18 protein-coding genes and 1 pseudogene are annotated in these 18,052 nt (G+C 32.5%); 7 read left to right on the top strand and 12 right to left on the bottom strand.

Annotated elements, in window-relative coordinates:
• Position 1: 1 nt before the first annotated feature.
• The gene (gene rutB / locus P256_RS12795; protein ID WP_023274119.1) at positions 2 to 712 is read right to left on the bottom strand and encodes a pyrimidine utilization protein B; all 711 of its coding nucleotides are present in this window, start codon (positions 710 to 712) and stop codon (positions 2 to 4) included.
• Complete coding sequence (rutA, locus tag P256_RS12790) at positions 709 to 1,827, bottom strand: pyrimidine utilization protein A (protein WP_023274118.1); 1,119 nt, start codon at positions 1,825 to 1,827, stop codon at positions 709 to 711. The genes rutB and rutA overlap by 4 nt, the downstream gene beginning before the upstream one ends.
• A gap of 242 nt (positions 1,828 to 2,069) precedes the next feature.
• Here rutA and P256_RS12785 point away from each other — a divergent pair, with 242 nt between their 5' ends.
• Complete coding sequence (locus P256_RS12785; RefSeq protein WP_023274117.1) at positions 2,070 to 2,687, top strand: TetR family transcriptional regulator C-terminal domain-containing protein; 618 nt, start codon at positions 2,070 to 2,072, stop codon at positions 2,685 to 2,687.
• Positions 2,688 to 2,703: 16 nt separating this feature from the next.
• On the opposite strand, the gene rutD is transcribed toward P256_RS12785, so the two are convergent.
• From rutD to P256_RS12755, 6 genes are all read right to left on the bottom strand, one after another.
• Positions 2,704 to 3,480, bottom strand: coding sequence for a pyrimidine utilization protein D (gene rutD, locus P256_RS12780; RefSeq protein ID WP_023274116.1), 777 nt, complete (start codon positions 3,478 to 3,480; stop codon positions 2,704 to 2,706).
• 219 nt (positions 3,481 to 3,699) lie between these two features.
• The gene (locus tag P256_RS13565) at positions 3,700 to 5,208 is read right to left on the bottom strand and encodes an amino acid ABC transporter permease/ATP-binding protein (protein ID WP_023274115.1); all 1,509 of its coding nucleotides are present in this window, start codon (positions 5,206 to 5,208) and stop codon (positions 3,700 to 3,702) included.
• Positions 5,209 to 5,339: 131 nt separating this feature from the next.
• Positions 5,340 to 6,476, bottom strand: coding sequence for an acetylornithine deacetylase (argE, locus tag P256_RS12770; protein WP_023274114.1), 1,137 nt, complete (start codon positions 6,474 to 6,476; stop codon positions 5,340 to 5,342).
• Positions 6,476 to 7,447 (bottom strand): LysR family transcriptional regulator, encoded by a 972-nt coding sequence (locus tag P256_RS12765; RefSeq protein WP_023274113.1) that lies wholly within the window; start codon positions 7,445 to 7,447, stop codon positions 6,476 to 6,478. The genes argE and P256_RS12765 overlap by 1 nt, the downstream gene beginning before the upstream one ends.
• A gap of 24 nt (positions 7,448 to 7,471) precedes the next feature.
• On the bottom strand, positions 7,472 to 8,146 hold the full coding sequence (locus P256_RS12760; protein ID WP_023274112.1) for a DUF1028 domain-containing protein: 675 nt from the start codon (positions 8,144 to 8,146) through the stop codon (positions 7,472 to 7,474).
• 14 nt (positions 8,147 to 8,160) lie between these two features.
• Entirely contained in the window at positions 8,161 to 8,574 is a 414-nt protein-coding gene (locus P256_RS12755; protein WP_023274111.1) for a RidA family protein, read from the bottom strand.
• A 270-nt stretch (positions 8,575 to 8,844) separates the two neighbouring features.
• Here P256_RS12755 and P256_RS12750 point away from each other — a divergent pair, with 270 nt between their 5' ends.
• Positions 8,845 to 10,095 carry a flavin-containing monooxygenase gene (locus P256_RS12750; protein WP_023274110.1) on the top strand — a complete coding sequence of 417 codons (1,251 nt, stop codon included), beginning with the start codon at positions 8,845 to 8,847 and terminating at the stop codon, positions 10,093 to 10,095.
• 475 nt (positions 10,096 to 10,570) lie between these two features.
• On the opposite strand, the gene P256_RS12745 is transcribed toward P256_RS12750, so the two are convergent.
• Both P256_RS12745 and P256_RS12740 read right to left on the bottom strand, forming a co-directional pair.
• Positions 10,571 to 11,524, bottom strand: coding sequence for an NAD(P)-dependent oxidoreductase (locus tag P256_RS12745; RefSeq protein WP_023274109.1), 954 nt, complete (start codon positions 11,522 to 11,524; stop codon positions 10,571 to 10,573).
• A 75-nt stretch (positions 11,525 to 11,599) separates the two neighbouring features.
• The gene (locus P256_RS12740) at positions 11,600 to 12,466 is read right to left on the bottom strand and encodes an ABC transporter substrate-binding protein (protein WP_023274108.1); all 867 of its coding nucleotides are present in this window, start codon (positions 12,464 to 12,466) and stop codon (positions 11,600 to 11,602) included.
• A gap of 160 nt (positions 12,467 to 12,626) precedes the next feature.
• Here P256_RS12740 and P256_RS12735 point away from each other — a divergent pair, with 160 nt between their 5' ends.
• The 3 genes from P256_RS12735 (at position 12,627) to P256_RS12725 (ending at position 14,371) form a co-directional block, all read left to right on the top strand.
• The gene (locus P256_RS12735; protein ID WP_040332370.1) at positions 12,627 to 13,349 is read left to right on the top strand and encodes a class II aldolase/adducin family protein; all 723 of its coding nucleotides are present in this window, start codon (positions 12,627 to 12,629) and stop codon (positions 13,347 to 13,349) included.
• 153 nt (positions 13,350 to 13,502) lie between these two features.
• Positions 13,503 to 14,132, top strand: coding sequence for an AAA family ATPase (locus P256_RS12730; RefSeq protein WP_023274106.1), 630 nt, complete (start codon positions 13,503 to 13,505; stop codon positions 14,130 to 14,132).
• Positions 14,129 to 14,371: a hypothetical protein gene (locus P256_RS12725; protein ID WP_023274105.1), complete on the top strand. Its 243-nt coding sequence runs from the start codon at positions 14,129 to 14,131 to the stop codon at positions 14,369 to 14,371. Before P256_RS12730 ends, P256_RS12725 begins: the two co-directional genes overlap by 4 nt.
• A gap of 141 nt (positions 14,372 to 14,512) precedes the next feature.
• Here the strand turns inward: P256_RS12725 and repM are convergent, their stop codons facing one another.
• Complete coding sequence (gene repM / locus P256_RS12720) at positions 14,513 to 15,448, bottom strand: replication initiation protein RepM (protein WP_023274104.1); 936 nt, start codon at positions 15,446 to 15,448, stop codon at positions 14,513 to 14,515.
• A gap of 417 nt (positions 15,449 to 15,865) precedes the next feature.
• Here repM and P256_RS12715 point away from each other — a divergent pair, with 417 nt between their 5' ends.
• Positions 15,866 to 16,459 carry a recombinase family protein gene (locus P256_RS12715; RefSeq protein ID WP_023274103.1) on the top strand — a complete coding sequence of 198 codons (594 nt, stop codon included), beginning with the start codon at positions 15,866 to 15,868 and terminating at the stop codon, positions 16,457 to 16,459.
• Positions 16,460 to 16,745: 286 nt separating this feature from the next.
• On the top strand, positions 16,746 to 17,369 hold the full coding sequence (locus tag P256_RS12710; protein WP_023274102.1) for a glutathione S-transferase family protein: 624 nt from the start codon (positions 16,746 to 16,748) through the stop codon (positions 17,367 to 17,369).
• Positions 17,370 to 17,453: 84 nt separating this feature from the next.
• On the opposite strand, the pseudogene P256_RS12705 reads toward P256_RS12710, so the two are convergent.
• A pseudogene (locus P256_RS12705) lies at positions 17,454 to 18,052 on the bottom strand (ISNCY family transposase); the annotation flags it as partial.

Raw genomic sequence — 18,052 nt, 5'->3', positions numbered from 1 at the left:
TTTATTTTCCTTGAAAAGTTGATCTAAAATCTTGTGTATCTGAAACCCAACCAAAGAATGTTTTTACATTAAATAAAGTTGCTTCTTGTGCAGAAATATCACCCGCTTGATAACATGCATCACTTAATAAAATGCCAAAATATTCCAAGAAAAAACCATCTCTAAGTGTTGATTCAACACACACATTTGTCGCAATACCCGTGAAAACTAAATTTCTAATTCCTTTTGAGCGTAAAGTACTATCCAAGTTGGTGTTAAAGAATCCACTATAGCGAGGCTTTTGAATAACAATGTCTTGTGGAGTAGGTTTTAAATCATCAATAAGTTCATAATCCCACCCGCCTTTTGCCAAAAGTTTTCCTTGTAATTCAGGTTTTTTCTTCATTGTTTTTAATGCATTTGACTTATGAAAGTTTGGTGAACCTTCCCCTCCTGCTTCTACGTAATTAGAGTCCCATCCATTTTTGAAAAAAATAACCTGTATACCTGCTTGATGTGCAGTATCAATTGCTTTTTGAATATTCTCTACAACTGGCTTAGTCTTTGAGACATCAAATCCTGCTAAGTCTAAATATCCTCCAAGGCTTGTATAAGCATTTTGCATATCGACCACAATAAGCGCTGTTTGCTTAGGATCTAACTGAATACTTTCAGGCACTGCATCTAAGACAGGGCTATCTTTTGCTGTAAAATCTGCACAAATAATACTCATGCGAGTTTCTCCTCTTTTAATCCATTCATTAAAGAAGGGACTTCAGTATCTGCATTTATACGACTTTTCATGAGAGGTTGAATTCTTTGCCCAAAGTCTGCGACGCCTTTCACAAAATCATCGAAGGTAAGTAAAATTCCCTCTGTGCCCTTAACTTCTGCAATTTCATCGAGCATTTGAGCTACTTTTTCATATGAACCTACAAGTGTGCCCATGTTAATATTTACAGGCGATACACTTGAAGCCATGTGACGTATGTTTGTATCACCTCCTGAAGTTTTATCTTTTGCACCTTGATCTTGTAACCAATCAATTGCTTCTAAATCTGCTCCCTCATTATAAGTTCGCCACTTTTGCATTGCTGCTTTGTCTGTTTCATCTGCAATCACCATGAATAAAGCTAAAGTAGAAACATTGCGCCCTGTTTTTTCTGTTTGTTTTTTTAAGCGATCATTTATAGAGGCGAAGGCAGTTGGTGTGTTTAATCCTTTACCAAAAACAAAATTATAGTCTGCATATTTCGCTGAAAATGCTAAGCCTTCATCAGACTGTCCTGCACAAATAATTTTAATTTTTTCTTGTGGTTGTGGTTTGACCTGACAGTCTTCCATTTGAAAAAAATCACCTTTAAAGTTAGAAGATCCTGTTCCCCAAAGATCTTTTAAAACATGTACATACTCTGACAGATATTGATAGCGTTTACCAAAGTAACTATCACCCGGCCACAAACCCATCTGACTATATTCAGGTCGTTGCCATCCTGTAACAACATTTAATCCAAATCTTCCATTGGAAATAGAATCTATCGTTGTTGCCATACGAGCGACTATAGCTGGTGGCATAACTAGTGTTGCTGCTGTTGCATAAATTTTAATTCTAGATGTAACCGCAGCAAGGCCTGACATCAGCGTAAAGCTTTCTAGGTTATAATCCCAAAATTCAGTTTCTCCGCCAAAGCCACGTAACTTAATCATTGATAGAGCAAAATCAAATCCATATTTTTCTGCACTTTGAACAATTTCTTTATTTAGTTCAAAGCTTGGTTTGTATTGAGGTGAGCTTTTTGAAATAAGCCAGCCATTATTTCCTATTGGACAGAATATACCTACTTGCATAGAAACCTCGTTTGAATTGTCTATTTATATGATGTTTCATTTTTTATAATGCATATTACATGCCAATTATTTTTATATTTAATATCAATAATTTATAATTTTAATAACACTTTTTTATTGGACTAAATAGTCTACTATGTAATTTTATATCGCACTAATATTGCTCGGACGCACAAAATATGATCAATAATTTATTTTTTTTTAGTTCATAATTTATAAAAGGCTATCCCTCACCTATACGAATGAAAAAAACTGACGATTCATTGGCGACTTTAAAAAATAAACAAATTTTAAAAGCAGCACTTACTGTTTTTTCAACTTATGGACTACAAGGCGCGAACTTAGAAAAAATTGCGGAAACAGCCAATGTATCTAAATCTAATCTTTTTTATTATTTTGAGAGTAAGGAAGAGCTTTATGTTGCTGTTTTATCGTCTGTATTAGAAGAGTGGTTAAGTCCATTAGACTGCTTTACTGAAAATAGCGAGCCTAAAGAAGTTCTTACCCAATATATTGAAATGAAATATGAAATATCGAAACGTAATCCACAAGCATCGCGTTTATATGCATTAGAGATGATTCAAGGAGCACCTTATTTAACCCATATTTTAAAAAAACATTTAAAACCAAGGGTAAGAAAAAAAGTTAAGATTATTTATACTTGGATTGAACAGGGAAAAATTAAAGATATTTCCCCATTACATCTTATTCTTCATATTTGGGCAGTTACACAGCACTATGCTGATTTTGAAACACAGATTCACTTAATTAGTGGCCATAGCTTAAAAAACAAGAATTTCAAAGCGACTGCTTTAGAAACCACCAAAATGCTACTTATTGATAATTTAATTAAGCCATGACCAGAAATAGATGTTTTCATTGTTCAGAAGTGAGAATATTTAAAATTTCTGTATTTAATTCAATTGGCTGTGTTACGGTAGATGCATGACCACCTGTTTCGAGTAGCTTAAAAAAACTATTTTGAATAAATTTTGAAAGTTTTAAGCCTTGTTGCCAAGGTACCAAAAAATCATCACGATTACTTAGAATGTAGCAAGGTATATCTAATAACTGAACCCTATCTTTAGGTATATAGTTTCTTAAAGCATTTAAACGCATTTTTATATTATGTTTAGAACAGCTATGTTGAATCATTTTTATTTCTTGCTGTTGTAGTTGATGATCATGCATAGATATCCATTCAGGTGGGTACAAAAAAAGTGCCTGCGCTTGAATATAAGCATCTACACCTACATGATCTAAAATTTTTAAACGGGTATTAAAACATCTTTGTGTATGGGGATCCAATTTTGCCCAAGGATTGATTAAGATTAGCTTTTTTAACTTTGTAGTTTGTAAGGCGAGTTCTACTCCAATAAAGGCACCTAAAGCATGGCCAATAAAGTAATCGACTTTAATTTTATCTCGAACTAACATTTCATTTAGCTCTTGCGCCATATTATTAACTGAATAACCTTGTGGCAGATTAGAACTGTCATTTGTAATGCCAATATGATCATATACAAAAACGTGGAAATATTGAATTAAAGAATCAATTTGGGGATTCCAAAACTGGGCATGGCCCCCTAAACCTGAGCTAAGAATGATAGTTTCTGCATTTGGATTTTTACAAGGATATAGTTTATATTTCATTATTTGATATTCTTAATGTTGTTATTAGCTATAAAGCAAGAAAAATACCAAAACTATTCAAATATCATAGATGAGTGGTTTTAAATGAGTCTATAGTTGATTCAAGTATAAATTTGAGTAGTTGCTTTAAGATGAGGCTATTCATTTTTATAATAAACAGCCACCTCAAATATGAAGCAACGTAGCTAAAAGCCATACACTTTATTGAAGGTCAATGCTTTAATTTGTTATAAATTTTTTTAATCTTATATCATCAGATTTCAATAACTCACTTGGACTACCTTCTGCGATAAGATGCCCTCCTTCCATAAAAACTACTCTATCTGATACTTGAAATGCAAAATTCATTTCATGAGTTACTATAACCATAGTCAATCCTTCTTCTGCTAGTTCTTCGATTACTTTTAAAACCTCATTAACTAGTTCTGGATCTAGTGCTGAAGTTGGCTCATCAAATAAAATAATAGATGGATGCATCGCTAAGGCTCGTGCAATTGCAACACGTTGCTGTTGCCCTCCAGATAATTGATGTGGATACTTGTTTGCATGCTGCTTCATTCCAACTTTTTCAAGCATTGCTAATGCAATAATCTTATTTTCCATTTTTGTATCAATTCCATGATAACAAGGTGCTAGCATGACATTTTCTAAAATTGTCTTATGTGGGAATAAATTGAAACTCTGAAAAACCATACCAACATTGACAATATTAGACTTATACGCTTTAGATTGATCAGTAAGCTCCTTTCCTTTCAAAAAAGTTTGACCCAATAGCTTAACCTCTCCTTCAGTCAATTGCTCTAATCCATTTAAAGTGCGAATAAAAGTTGTTTTTCCAGATCCAGAAGGGCCAATAATAGAAACAACCTCACCCGGCTTAATTTTTAAGTTAATTCCCTTAAGTACTTCTTGCTTGTCATAAGATTTACGAATATTAATTGCTTCAATTGCATAAGTACTTTTATTAGGTGGAGAAATGAACTTTCTTTTTTTAATTGATGCTTGTGAAATATTTGTTAGTATTAAGTCATTATCTAATAGTAATTCAGGATTCTTGCGGGTAATATCAATACGTTTTTCTAAAATCGACATTAGCCACCCAAAAACTGTCACTATCAATATATAGTAGAATGCAACAGCTAGCATCGTTTCCATGACTAAAAAATTCTGGGTATATAGTCTTTGCCCTACTAGTAAAATCTCAGTTAATGAAATGACAGAAACTAATGAGGTCAATTTCACAATCGTGACATATTCATTACCTAAAGTAGGTAGTGAAATACGTATTGCTTGTGGAATAACAATTAAACGCTGAATTCCCCCATATTTTATACCTAATGCTTTACCAGCTTCTATTTGTCCCTTAGGAACAGCATTCAAGCCTCCTCGGTGAATTTCTGCAATATACGCAACTTCACTTAAAACCATTGCAATCAGCCCCGAAATAAAAGGAGATGATAAAAAATTGCTGGTAGATGGAAATATTTGTGGAAAGTTATAAATAAATACCAATAAAACAAGTAGAGGTAAACTTCTAAAAAACCAAATATATAAACTACTTGCTTTAGAAATGAGGACTTTATTCGACTGTTTTCCTAAAGCAAGAATAAATCCTCCTGCAATACCTATAATCCAAACTAATACACTAAGTTCTATGACGGTTAATGATGCTTTCCAAAACTCATGGTTTGCGAGTAAACCAAAGGTATAACTCCAATCAAAAGTCATGCAAACCTCCCAAGTTATATTTTTACAATGTAATTCTTTTTATAACCAACTTAAGATAAATTTGTAATTTTTAAATCATGACTTACTTATAAGGAAAATATGAAGCTAACAAAATGTTTAAATATTAACTTTTATTGAAGAAATTGTAGTAATTTTTCTAAAAAAACATCGCACTGATTCAATTGATTACATTCGATATATTCATTCGGTTTATGTGCAACATCTATAGAACCAGGACCACATATTAAAACTGGACAATCAAGCGTTTCAAAAAATAATCCTCCTTCCGTGCCAAAAGAAATTTTTCCAACCGATGTATTCACAGGTAATAAACTTCGAATTTTCTGTACAATTGGTATATTACTAGCAATCCCAAGCCCTGGATAATTATTTTTTTCTTCGATATCAATAAAGTCTTTAAATATATCCTTGTCTAATCTTTCATATATTTTTTGTTGAATATGATAGCTACTATCTTGTGCAATATTACGAATTTCGTAATCGACAATGCATTCATTTGGAACAATATTTAATGCTTGTCCACCATTAATTTTACCAATATGTAATGTTGTATAAGGAATATCGTAGTGCCAATCTTTTGATTCACCTTGACTGATTTCCTGCTGTATTTGTATGATTGAATTAATTAATGCGTTTGCAGCATGTATTGCATTACTAAAGTGCGGTGCTAATGCTGAGTGTCCTTCTTGGCCATTACAAATAGCTTTAAATACAGACTTTCCTTTATGGCCTAAGGCAATTTGCATTAAAGTGGGTTCTCCCACAATACAGAGTAAAGGTGTAACTAAATACTCTGCTAATTGAGGTAAAATATCACGTACGCCTATACAACCAATCTCCTCATCATAAGAAACACAGAAATGAATTGGTTTAGTTAACAACTTTTGGTCAATTGCTAGCATCATAGACATTACACAGGCAATAAATCCTTTCATGTCTGAAGTACCACGACCATATATTTTTTCATCTTTTTCTAAAGCGATAAATGGTGGGCTATGCCAATCTTGCCCATCAACTGGAACAACATCACTATGAGCAGATAATAAGATGCCAGCAGTATCTTGAGGCCCAATACTAGCAAAAAGACATGCTTTTGTTTTTTGAGTATTGAATTTTAACTTAACGCTAATCCCATGTTGTTCAAATAAATCTTTAATAAATTGAATTAGTTCTAAGTTACTTTTGTAAGATGTCGTATCAAAGGCAATAAGTTTTTTTAGTAATTCTTTAGATGCTGTTTTAAACATCAATGATTTTCCTTTAAACGAATATGTGGATCATAAAAATGTGGTGTACCCATTCCTGGAATATACTGGTCAGAAATAAAGGCTCGACATCGACTAATAAAAGCTTGTACTACTGTATTAAGGGCGGCATTCTTTGCTGTTGCTAAACCTATTTGCATGGGCCGCTGATCACCCGAAATACGTACACGTACAAGCTGTTTGCCATCTAAAGAGTAATTAGTTTTTGGCCGAACATTTAAGATACTATATCCAATATTATTGGCTACCATAGATCGAATCACTTCTGAATTTTTAGATATTTTTACAATTTTTGGATTGAGTCTTTTTTCCTTAAATAAAGAAATAAAATATTCATTACTATATGGCATATCTAAAAGTACCATTGGAAACTCGGCAAGCTCTTCCATTGTTACAGCAGATTCATTTGCTAAAGGGTGCTCTTTACTAAATAATGCATAGGGTGGCAAACTTGCGAGTGGTTCAAAATGAATAAGAGTTTGATCTATATTTAGATCATAGGTCAGGACAACATCTAAAACATTTCGTAATAGTCCGCTAAGTAATACTTCCTGATCATCTTCACAAACATCTAAACTAACACTTTTATATAAATTACTAAATCCATGAATAATTTCAGCATAAAGCATCGGTGCAATGGCTGAAAAACACCCTAACTTGAGTGGCCCTCGAATTGAGCCAGAATAATTAGCAGCAAAAGCATACAAACCACCTGTACGAGCTAATATTACCTGACATTCTTTCATTAGATGTTCACCAACATTCGTTAGAATAAGCCCTTTTGCATGTTGGCGTATAAAAAGTTGTACTTGTAATTCTGATTCAATATGAGCAATCGCTGCGGAAATTGAAGGAGATGATACATGTATACGTTCTGAGGCAATAATAATACTCCCACTTTCTGCAGTCGCCACAAAATATTCAATTTGACGCAATGAAATACGATTTAGCACATTTATATCCTAAAGTAAAAATGATTATAGATTACCTGGTACTCCAAAGCTTAATGCAGATGATGGATCTAATGCACGCACAATATAATCATCTACTTGTGGCTCATACACTTTCCATATCTCATATAACTCAGTAATTGGATCCTTAAGAGACCAATCTACTCGTAAATCTATAATTGGCCAATTCATTTTATCGACGACTAATACACCAGCAGAGTGTACAGGCCCTGCTTCTCCACCTGCCTCCAATCCACCTTTTAAAGAAAGTAACAATCGTTCAGCGAGACAACCTTCTTTTTGAGTAAAATTCTGACACATAACCTGAGGGATCTGATTATTTTTCAGCATATTTCCTGCACAAGCGACTTGATCATCTGTATAAGTTTCATAAATACCTAATGTCTTTTTACCACTATAAGTAGCTGTTTGACCTTGTATATCTAAAACCATAAGTTGACGAAAATCAATAAACTCTGTATTTGATACTAACTCATGGATTGCATCTTCTGGGGCAAGATCAAAACGAACTAAGTTAAGTAAAACCTCAGATAAATTTGGATCTGTAATATTTTGACTCACTGCAATACCAACACCTGTTTTTGCACGTATACATCTAGATGCAACGGCTGGTGACGATGAACATACGGCAGCACCAATTTGTCCTGTTTCTTTACAACGTGCAACAATAGAAAATGTCATATTCTTCTTCCAAATTATTCAGTAATAACCGCTGTAGCATCAATTTCAACAAGCCATTCTGGGCGTGCAAGTGCAGAAACCACTATGCCAGTTGAGACTGGGAATACTCCTTTTAGCCATTTTCCAATTACACGATAAACGTCCTCACGATAACGCGGGTCAATAATATAAATTGTAATCTTACAAATATCTTCTATCTCGCCTCCTGCTTCCTTAAGTAGCATATTTATATTGTACATTGCTTGTTCTGCTTGCCCCTGAACATCTCCGATACATACACTTTCTGATGTATCTAAGTTCTGCCCAATTTGTCCTCTTAAAAATACGGTCTTGCCTCTAGCAACAACAGCTTGACAAAGATCATTATCTAAGTTTTGTTCTGGATAAGTTGTTTTTGTATTAAACATTCGAATTCGTGTGTGCTTCATCCTAATACCTAGAATTGTTAGTAATCTATTTCTTTAGTATGCAACTTTCTACAGCGAGGACAATTTATATTTTCCTTGTCTATACTTCAGATAATACGTATTAAAAAAACAATGAGATATATCCTTTCTGTTCGATTCGTTTTTTTTGATTCAATCCTTTTGTATATGTGATTTTCATTTTTTATTACAAATCTCTAATATCGAAATTAGGACAAAAAACGTCTAGACAGAGAAAATATTTTTTATTAATTAAATATTTAGGATATAAAAATGCTTTTACCTAAAAATATAGATACCGTTATTATTGGTGGTGGCCAAGCTGGTATCGCAATGAGTGAACATCTTACTGCTTCAGGTATTGCCCATATTGTTTTAGAGAAATCGAGAGTTGCCGAAGCATGGCGTAGTCGCCGCTGGGATTCTTTAGTTGCTAATGGCCCATGTTGGCATGATCGGTTTCCAAATAAAAATTTTCCAAATGCACCTGATCAATTCATTCCTCATGAGGAGGTTGCAAAATACTTTGAAGAGTATGCAAAACAGATTAATGCCCCCATTTTTACAAACACTGAAGTTATAAATGTTTCAAAAGTAGCATCTAAATCAGAATATTCTATTCAGACGTCTAGAGGGTATTTAGTAACTAATCATATTATTATTGCAACAGGGCCATTTCAAAAAGCAAAAATCCCAAAAATTGCACCTTTAGACAATAAAAGACTTTATCAAATACATTCTGATGAATATAAAAACCCTTCTCAACTTAATGATGGTGCAGTTTTAGTTGTAGGTGCAGGCTCATCAGGTGTGCAAATTGCAGATGAGCTTAATCGAGCAGGTAAAAAAGTATTTTTATCAGTTGGTAAACATGAGCGTCCACCTCGAAAATATCGTGGCCGTGACAATGTATGGTGGCTTGGTGTGCTAGGTGGATGGGATGCTGAAAAACCAAATGATGGACCATTAAAAGGCTTTGCTGTTAGTGGTGCACATGGTGGACATACCATTGACTTTAAAGTTTTAGCTAAACAAGGTGTTACATTATTAGGAATGACTCAGGCCTTCACAGAAAATAATATTTCTTTCGAAAAAGATTTAGCAGATAGTATCCATGAAGGAGAAGATGCATACCTAAAATTGCTTAATAAGGCCGATACTTTTATTAAAAACAATGGCCTTTCTTTGCCTGAAGATCCAGAAGCCCATATCCTTTTGGAGGATCCTTTATGTATTACGCATCCAATATTATCACTTGATATTATTACAGAAAATATTAGAAATATTATTTGGGCTTCTGGCTTCACTTATGACTATAGTTGGTTAAATTTAGATATCTTAGACAGTTCATCATGTCCAAAACATCGTAATGGTATTACAGATATGGCTGGTGTATATTTCTTAGGATTACCTTACTTAACAGGTAGAGGGTCTAGCTTTATTTGGGGCGTATGGCATGATGCCAAACGTATTGCAGAACATATGCTTATTCAAAAAAAGTATTTACAGTATCAAAATGAATAGTATTATATTTTTATAATATTGTTTTCTTCCCTTCTCTTCAAGGGAGGGAAAATTTAATATTGCCTTTATCAATATTCATTAGATATTTATCTATGTTTCTAAATAACTATAAACGATAAAAAGAGGGCTACTTTACTTTGACCTAAACAACGATCTTAGAGCAGTCGCAGGTGAGTTAAAAGGTGTATTTAGTGATACGAGGTGTTTGAGTTCTGAGTAACGCAAAGACAGAGATTTTAGCCTAAAGAAGACTCATTTCATCCAAATTACTGAAATATGAAATAAAATAAGCCTATAGCTGATGATAAAGTATAAATAATAACTTAAAAATTAGATCATATTGAACATTTAAAACATCGCTCAGTGTTCAATCTTATGGCGAGTATGATAATTGCTTATTAATGAGTTGCTATTCAACTCAACTCAACTAAATTTCAAAATTTTGAAAAAATGGGTTATCCATGATTCGCGATCATTACAGCAAATTTTTTTCAGACCCTAAAATATTTGAATTGATATTATCTTCTAAAATGTTAAAAAGTCTTTGCTGTGCTTCATTAGTTGCCCATGCAATATGTGCCGTTACCATAACGTTTAAATGCTCTAACTGAAGCAAGGGATGATTTTTAGGTGGTGGTTCAATATCTAAAACATCTATTCCAAGCCCACCCAACAATTTTTGCTCTAATGCATTCACTACATCTTGATTATTTAGTAGCCCCCCTCTACCCACATTAATTAAAATACAGCCTTTTTTTATTCTTTTAAGGACATCATAATTTATAATTTCTATCGTTTGCTTATTAAATTCACAATGTAATGATAAAATATCAGCTTGTTGTATAGCATCATCAAAATCTATATAACCTTGACGACAAGATGTTGCATTTTTACGCTCACTAAAAATTACTTTCATACCAAAAGCGTCCGCTTTTTTTGCTAGAGCTAGACCAATTTCACCTTTACCTAAAATTACAAGAGTTTTACCTTTCAATTCATACATAGGTGCAGCCAAATAAAAAGAAGCTTGTCCCTTCGACCATGATCCTTTATTTACAGCATTCAACTGTGTCGAAAAGTTCTTTATTAAATTCATCATGAGTAAAAAAGCATGTTCTGCAACAGCATCGCCTGCATAACCACGAATATTACAAATTTTTATATTTCTAGATTTTAGTTGTTCAAGGTCAATATGATCAAAGCCTGTAGAACACAGTGCAATTAACTTTAAATTAGGATTATTCTTTAAAACTTTTTCATCTATAGTTAAATCACTAATGATAATTACATCCTGATCGCATACTTTTTCATATAAATCTTGCTGAGATAAACGATTATATTCTGTATATTGAACAGGAAATTCAAATCTAAACTCTTGCGCTAACAAAGCATCTTTTTCTGCACATGTTATTTTTATATAATCACTCATTAATATTGACTCATATTTGTTAATTAAATTTAGCACTATTTTTATACAAAAAATTTAATTTATCTTTCACTATAATTATTTTTTATCCTTTATATGATCCATAAAGACTTTAATTTCTTCATCAGTTGGTGCAATTAAATCATACTTTTTAATTAATGAACTATATTCACCTGATTGTTTCATTTTTTGTAGTCCATCTTCGATATGATTATATGTAACCGTATCGCCTTTACGTACAACAATTCCACCAATAAATGGAAAAAACGGCTCAGTTGAAGTGATTTTTACTTTTTGATTCAGTTTTTTTACAGTATTTCTTGCTACGCTAGTATCGTCATACTGCGCATCTGCTGCTTTAGCAAGAATAGCTTGTACTGCTTGGGGTGAGGTGTCGAACTCTCTTACTGTAATAGCTTTTTTTCCTTTTGTAATACAACTTTCTTTAGAAATTTGATTTAATTGGTCAGGAAAAAGAGATCCTTTTTGAGTTGCAATGGTTTTACCACATAAATCATCGCGAACTTTGGGTATGTATGTCGAATCACTGAGTACAATAACAGACTCTGTTGACTTGAAATAAGGAATCATATCTACTCTCATCAGCCTTTCAGGTGTTATATACATACCCGAAATTACTGCATCAAATTTCCCACTTTCTAAACCTGATATTAAATTAGTAAATCGAGTGTCTATAAAATTAGTATTTATATTCCCTTTTTTAAGTATCCCATTCATTAAATCAATATCAAACCCTTCTGGTTTGTTATTTTCCATATACTCAAATGGAGGAAAAGTAATATCTGAACCAACTTTAAAAACTTGTGCTACATCTTGGGTTGTTTCTTTAGCATTTTTAGGCTCACTTTTACTACTACATGCTATTAAACCACTTGCTAAAAGTATTACTAACAATGGACTTAAGCCCTTATTTAAAATATGCATAAAGAAACTCCAACCACTTAAAGGTTTAATTTAAAATATTTTCTAGAATAAAAGTTATACATAATTTTGAATAAAAAAGTAATTTTGAAATTCTTATGCAAAGTTATTAAAAATCCGATGCAAGATTTTATAAAAAAACCATAAAATAAAACTAACAAAAATGGAGAAAAACATAATGTATGAAAAGAAGATACGAGTTGACTTGGCAGCATGCTTTCAATTATTTGCAAAATTAGGTATGCATGAGGCTGTTGCAAATCACTTCAGTGCAGCTGTATCTGAAGATGGAAAAAAATTCCTGATTAACCCCAAATGGAAGCACTTTTCTACTATCGAGCCTGATGATTTAATTCTCATTGATACTAACCAGAAAATAAATAACTATCATGAACAGATTGACACAACAGCGTTATCAATACATGGTCAAATTCATCAATTACGACCTGATATTCGTGTTGTACTACATTTACATCCAATTTATGCTACAGCAATTGCATGCTTAGAAAACCCTCAAATTTTACCCATAGATCAAAACACAGCCCGTTATTTTAATCGCGTTGCTTATGATAAGCATTATGGAGGAATGGCTGATTCAATTGCGGAAGGAAAACGACTAGCAAACTTACTTAAGGATAAAAAACGTTTAATGATGGGGAATCATGGCATCCTCATTACTTCTCACTCTATTGGTGTTGCTTTTGATGATATGTATACCATAGAGAGGGCATGCCAAATTTTATCTGTTGCCTATGCTACAGCACAACCTTTAAAAATTTTAGAAGATCATGTTGCAGAAAAGACAGCTTTGGATTGGGAAAAGATTGAGGATTTCAGTGAAGCACATTTTTTAGAAATGAAAAAATTAATTATTGAAAGCATATAAAACTAGCTTATAAAGAATTATTTACAAATCCCTTATCAATCTGATTGGGGATAAAATAAGAACTAATTTGAAACTAAAAACTATAAATAAGACTTTACTTAGTGTTAAATTGAGATTAAATTAGTGTTAATTTAGTTCTAAATAAATACCAATATGATACTACTTATCGGAAGTCAAAAAGGTGGTTGTGGTAAATCTACAATCGCAATTAACATTGCAGCTTTTCTTGCCAGTAGCGATAAAGACGTTGTTCTAGTAGATGCAGACAGACAACAAAGCTCTGCTAATTGGGTAAAGGATCGTGATGAAACAGATCTAAAAAAGGTTCATTGTATACAACGCTATGATGATGTAAAAAGCACATTAAAAGATTTAGTAAATCGTTATGAGTATGTTGTTGTAGACGTTGCTGGCCATGATAGTAAAGAACTTCGTACTGCAATGTTAGTTGCGGATAAGATTATTGTTCCTTTTAGACCATCTCAATTTGACTTAGATACATTGCCACATTTAACAGAGATAATTGATCAGGCACAATCTTTTAATCAACATTTAAAAGCATTCGGCTTATTAACGCTTGCTCCAACGAATCCTAGTGTTTCTGAGGTTCAACAGGCTAGTGAGTATTTGGCCGATTTCCCTATTTTTACTGCACTGCAATCTGTAATACATGATAGAAAAGTATATAGAGATTCAATTTCGGAAGGTAAAGGTGTCACAGAAGCAAATAACCCCAAGGCTAAAAATGAGTTTGAAAGCTTAATGAGGGAGATTCTTCAGTGATTAAAAAAAGAGAACCGAACAAACAAGATCTAGATGTAAATTCTTTTATTAATGGATCTAATTTAGAAAATTCAGGAGACAGTGTTTTAAATCCGAGGGCTCCAAGGAAATATAAAAATCACACTCTCCCAATGAATGAGTATGAATATAACTTACTAAGAGATTTGGCAGAGAAATATGGACAAACCCATAGTGGCATAATTAGATATGCACTCAAACAATTGAATGATTCAAACTAGAACTAGAACTAGAACTAGAACTAGAACTAGAACTAGAACTAGAACTAGAACTAGAACTAGAACTAGAACTAGAACTAGAACTAGAACTAGAACTATATTAGTTCTAAAATAAAACTATATCTATTTTATTTTAGAACTAAATTACTTTAATTTTAATCCTAATCTCTCAAGGGTTTTTAGATTATTCTGAATGAATTTTGGATTTAAAAGATCTTTATATAATCGCTTTTCTAAGTCTATATATTCTTCACCTATTCGAGCATATTTACTTGAGAATTGTTCATCGTATGCAAGTTTATTAGCAAAAAAACTTACTTGCTTTTCTGTAATGCTAGTAAATATGTCTAAAGTATTTTGGTCTTTTTCTTTATTAGAAATAGTGTTGACCGATGATCTTTTAAAGGTGAATGTAAAACCTACAATAATTCTACCTGATTTTGATTGTTCATATTTTGCTTGAATGTCTGTATAGAGGTTTACTTGCTCTACAGCAACATCTAGTACACGCTTTTTAAAATCACTCATGCGCTTGTATTCAGTGTATTCAACACCAAGTCGATAACGTAGATCCTCAACATTAATTATTGGTGTTTTCCCAACTTCTCTCCAAGATATAAGTATTTCATAAAGTCGAATAGCATATTTACTTGTAAGCTGTGAAACTTGTTTAAGTTGGTAGCTTGTAAAATGTTTTTCTAATCTTGTGACTAAAGGAACAACTGATGGAGCAAAAATAATATGTAGTTCTGCTTTATCATCTGCATATGCAATTTGACTGACCCAGCGTGATTTAACGACAAATTCCGTTCCATCATCTTGTTGTTCTTTAAAAGAGAATTGTCTATTAAATAGATTCTGAACCGCTCCTTTTAAAGCCTCATAAGCTGCACTTTTATCAACCTGAAAATGATTCATATAATCACTTGCATGAATTGTGAGCTTACTCTCAGCAGTAATTCCTTGTTGTGTCTCTCTTGCTCTAACAATAGACAATAAGATTAATCTTTGTTCTGTAACTTCTAAATTGTAACTAGCATTAATTAGAATATTATCTTTAACGATGAGTTCATTGCCCATTTTAAACTCCATTTATTATACAGTCACAATATAATATAGTCTTTATAACGTCAATATAAATAAAAGTCTTTAAAAGAACGGAGATTGTCGTCATATAGAACGGAGATTGTCGTCATATAGAACGGAGATTGTCGTCATATAGAACGGAGATTGTCGTCATATAATCTCTATAACTCTTAATTAACAATAGTTTCAGCTTGTCTAAAAGTATTAAAAGATTATTAAAAACTTTAAAAACCTATTTTTTGTTATTTATTTCTATTTCTAAGAGCATTTTTATTGAATCTATCTTTAGATTATACCCAAGTTAGAAAATTCATCATTTTTATGAAAACTATCGTTAGACTATCATTTATATAAAAAATCATGCAAAATCTTATTTTTATTATTTCACTTAAATATTGAAGTCTAATTGATATGAGTATCGTAAGAATTTATGTAAGAGCATCTACCAAAGACCAAGATGCTGAAAGAGCATTAGATGACTTAATTAATTTTAGTAAAAGTTACTCATCTAACTATTGTTCATACATTGAAAACTTTTCGGGAACAAAACTTATTCGTCCTGAATTAAACAAGTTACTTAGTGAATCTAACAATGGTGATGTTCTGTTAGTTGAAAGTGTAGATCGGTTATCTAGGTTATCCCAAGAAGACTTTGATGTACTTAAACAGCAAATCAAAGCAAAAGGGCTTAGATTAGTTGTTGCTGATTTACCAACAACACATCATTTAGCTCAAGATGGAATTACAGGTGAAATACTTTCAGTAATTAACTCAATGCTAATTGATTTACTTGCAACGATGGCAAGGTTAGATAATGAGAAACGAAAAGAGCGCATTAAGCAGGGTTTATTGCGTTCTGGCTATAAACCTCAAGGAAAAGCTCCTAATCGGGCTAAACACGCTCGTATTAAGCAATTATTAGCACTTGAGAGCATGACTAAGGAAGAAATTGCAAAGGCAGTTGGGGTAGGGGTGGCTACAGTGTATAGAGTGGCTAAGATTTAACTAGAAGAAGCAAAGCTAAAATATTCTAAGAAAGAGATAATCTTACTTCTGTCACCTTTAATTGCTTAATGTGACAGAACCAAGTAATTTAAAAACTAAATAAAATAATGATCAATCGATTGGCTAAAGACTATAAAGAAAATAGGAATATTTCTACAAAAATTGAATCAAAAGAAGTGAAGAAAAATTTCTGAAAGCATTTTTTAGCTTGATTAATAGTAGTAAAAATAAAGTTAAATAGGATATATTTGTAAGAAGTATATACTTGAATTAATAATAGATTTATATGATAAAAATTTTAGGGCGAGCAAACTCAATTAATGTTAGAAAAGTTTTATGGTTATGTGAAGAGTTAAATTTAGCATATGATCGTGAAGATTGGGGACGTGGTTTTAGATCTACGAAAGAACAAGAATTTATTACAGTAAACCCAAATGCTAGTATTCCTGTACTAATTGATAATGATTTTATACTTTGGCAATCTAATTCTATTATTCGCTATCTATCTAATGCTTATAGTGGAAAACACATATATCCAGATAATAATAAAACACGTGCTAAGATTGATCAATGGATTGATTGGCAGGGTATAGAGCTCAATAATAGTTGGACATATGCTCTACAACATATTGTTCGTAAGTCACCTAATCATCAAGATATAGCACTTGTTAAAGAAAGTATTAACTCGTGGAATAATATGATGACTATATTAGATAAACAATTAGAGAAAACAGAATATTATATTGTTAGTGATCATTTTTCTCTTGCTGATATTAGTATTGGACTTTCAGTACAACGTTGGTATTTAACACCTTTTGAAAAACCTGATCTAACTTATGTGAAAGACTATTATGATCTTTTAAGTCAAAGACCAGCATATTTGAAATGGGGAAATAATGGGAAAAATTAGTTTCTTAGTCAGGTGGTTTTACTACTTATCTTGTTATTCACCAATTAAAATGTCTATGCGAAAACCCATTTAAAATGTCCTGTTTTAACTCAATGTGTCAAGCACAGGATTTAATTTTCTTTGTTCAATAATGGCCTGTTGAGCTTTACGATTCGGCATGTGTTTTGATCTCGAACGTTTATTTTGTTTTTCTAATTCCTCATGTTGTTCTTGAATATGAGAAAGTACAGCTCCTAAGCGTTTATTCTCAACAACTTCATGTTGCTGTAATTTAGATAATTTATTGAAAATGCGGTAAGTGATCTTTCGACCCTGATGCATGATTGCTACAGTTCCATCAGGGTATTCTAAGAATGAGATGTATTGGCCAACCAATTTTTGATTCAATTCCGTAGATTCCAGAATATAAATACATTTGTCATAAGTAATCGTTAGGCTCTTGGTGACTTTACGTGGCTCTTGCCAAGTAAAAATATCATCAAGTTCAATCTTAGATTCTATCAGTTGGCGATGTAAATTCTTTGGATTTCTCGCACATTTAGCAAACTTCTGATTGAATTGCTCAATGAAGCAGGGCAACCAAGCATTTGCCTCAGCAATTGAATGAATACCTTCCAAAAACATGTCTTTAATTAAACGATCCTGAAGGGTTCTATTGGCACGTTCTACACGACCTTTGGCTT

Origin of the sequence: Acinetobacter nectaris CIP 110549 (assembly GCF_000488215.1) — a bacterium.
GTDB classification, from domain to species: Bacteria; Pseudomonadota; Gammaproteobacteria; order Pseudomonadales; family Moraxellaceae; genus Acinetobacter; species Acinetobacter nectaris.
This window is presented reverse-complemented; position numbering and strand designations above follow the sequence as displayed.

What these genes read in the sequence shown, in the direction of transcription:
- argE (WP_023274114.1), bottom strand. Translation starts at nt 6,476, where the DNA reads ATGTTTAAAACAGCATCTAAAGAATTACTAAAAAAACTTATTGCCTTT.
- P256_RS12735 (WP_040332370.1), top strand. Translation starts at nt 12,627, where the DNA reads ATGGAGAAAAACATAATGTATGAAAAGAAGATACGAGTTGACTTGGCA.
- P256_RS12740 (WP_023274108.1), bottom strand. Translation starts at nt 12,466, where the DNA reads ATGCATATTTTAAATAAGGGCTTAAGTCCATTGTTAGTAATACTTTTA.
- P256_RS12730 (WP_023274106.1), top strand. Translation starts at nt 13,503, where the DNA reads ATGATACTACTTATCGGAAGTCAAAAAGGTGGTTGTGGTAAATCTACA.
- P256_RS12755 (WP_023274111.1), bottom strand. Translation starts at nt 8,574, where the DNA reads ATGAAGCACACACGAATTCGAATGTTTAATACAAAAACAACTTATCCA.
- P256_RS12760 (WP_023274112.1), bottom strand. Translation starts at nt 8,146, where the DNA reads ATGACATTTTCTATTGTTGCACGTTGTAAAGAAACAGGACAAATTGGT.
- P256_RS12745 (WP_023274109.1), bottom strand. Translation starts at nt 11,524, where the DNA reads ATGAGTGATTATATAAAAATAACATGTGCAGAAAAAGATGCTTTGTTA.
- repM (WP_023274104.1), bottom strand. Translation starts at nt 15,448, where the DNA reads ATGGGCAATGAACTCATCGTTAAAGATAATATTCTAATTAATGCTAGT.
- P256_RS12715 (WP_023274103.1), top strand. Translation starts at nt 15,866, where the DNA reads ATGAGTATCGTAAGAATTTATGTAAGAGCATCTACCAAAGACCAAGAT.
- P256_RS12750 (WP_023274110.1), top strand. Translation starts at nt 8,845, where the DNA reads ATGCTTTTACCTAAAAATATAGATACCGTTATTATTGGTGGTGGCCAA.
- rutD (WP_023274116.1), bottom strand. Translation starts at nt 3,480, where the DNA reads ATGAAATATAAACTATATCCTTGTAAAAATCCAAATGCAGAAACTATC.
- P256_RS12710 (WP_023274102.1), top strand. Translation starts at nt 16,746, where the DNA reads ATGATAAAAATTTTAGGGCGAGCAAACTCAATTAATGTTAGAAAAGTT.
- rutB (WP_023274119.1), bottom strand. Translation starts at nt 712, where the DNA reads ATGAGTATTATTTGTGCAGATTTTACAGCAAAAGATAGCCCTGTCTTA.
- P256_RS12785 (WP_023274117.1), top strand. Translation starts at nt 2,070, where the DNA reads ATGAAAAAAACTGACGATTCATTGGCGACTTTAAAAAATAAACAAATT.
- rutA (WP_023274118.1), bottom strand. Translation starts at nt 1,827, where the DNA reads ATGCAAGTAGGTATATTCTGTCCAATAGGAAATAATGGCTGGCTTATT.
- P256_RS13565 (WP_023274115.1), bottom strand. Translation starts at nt 5,208, where the DNA reads ATGACTTTTGATTGGAGTTATACCTTTGGTTTACTCGCAAACCATGAG.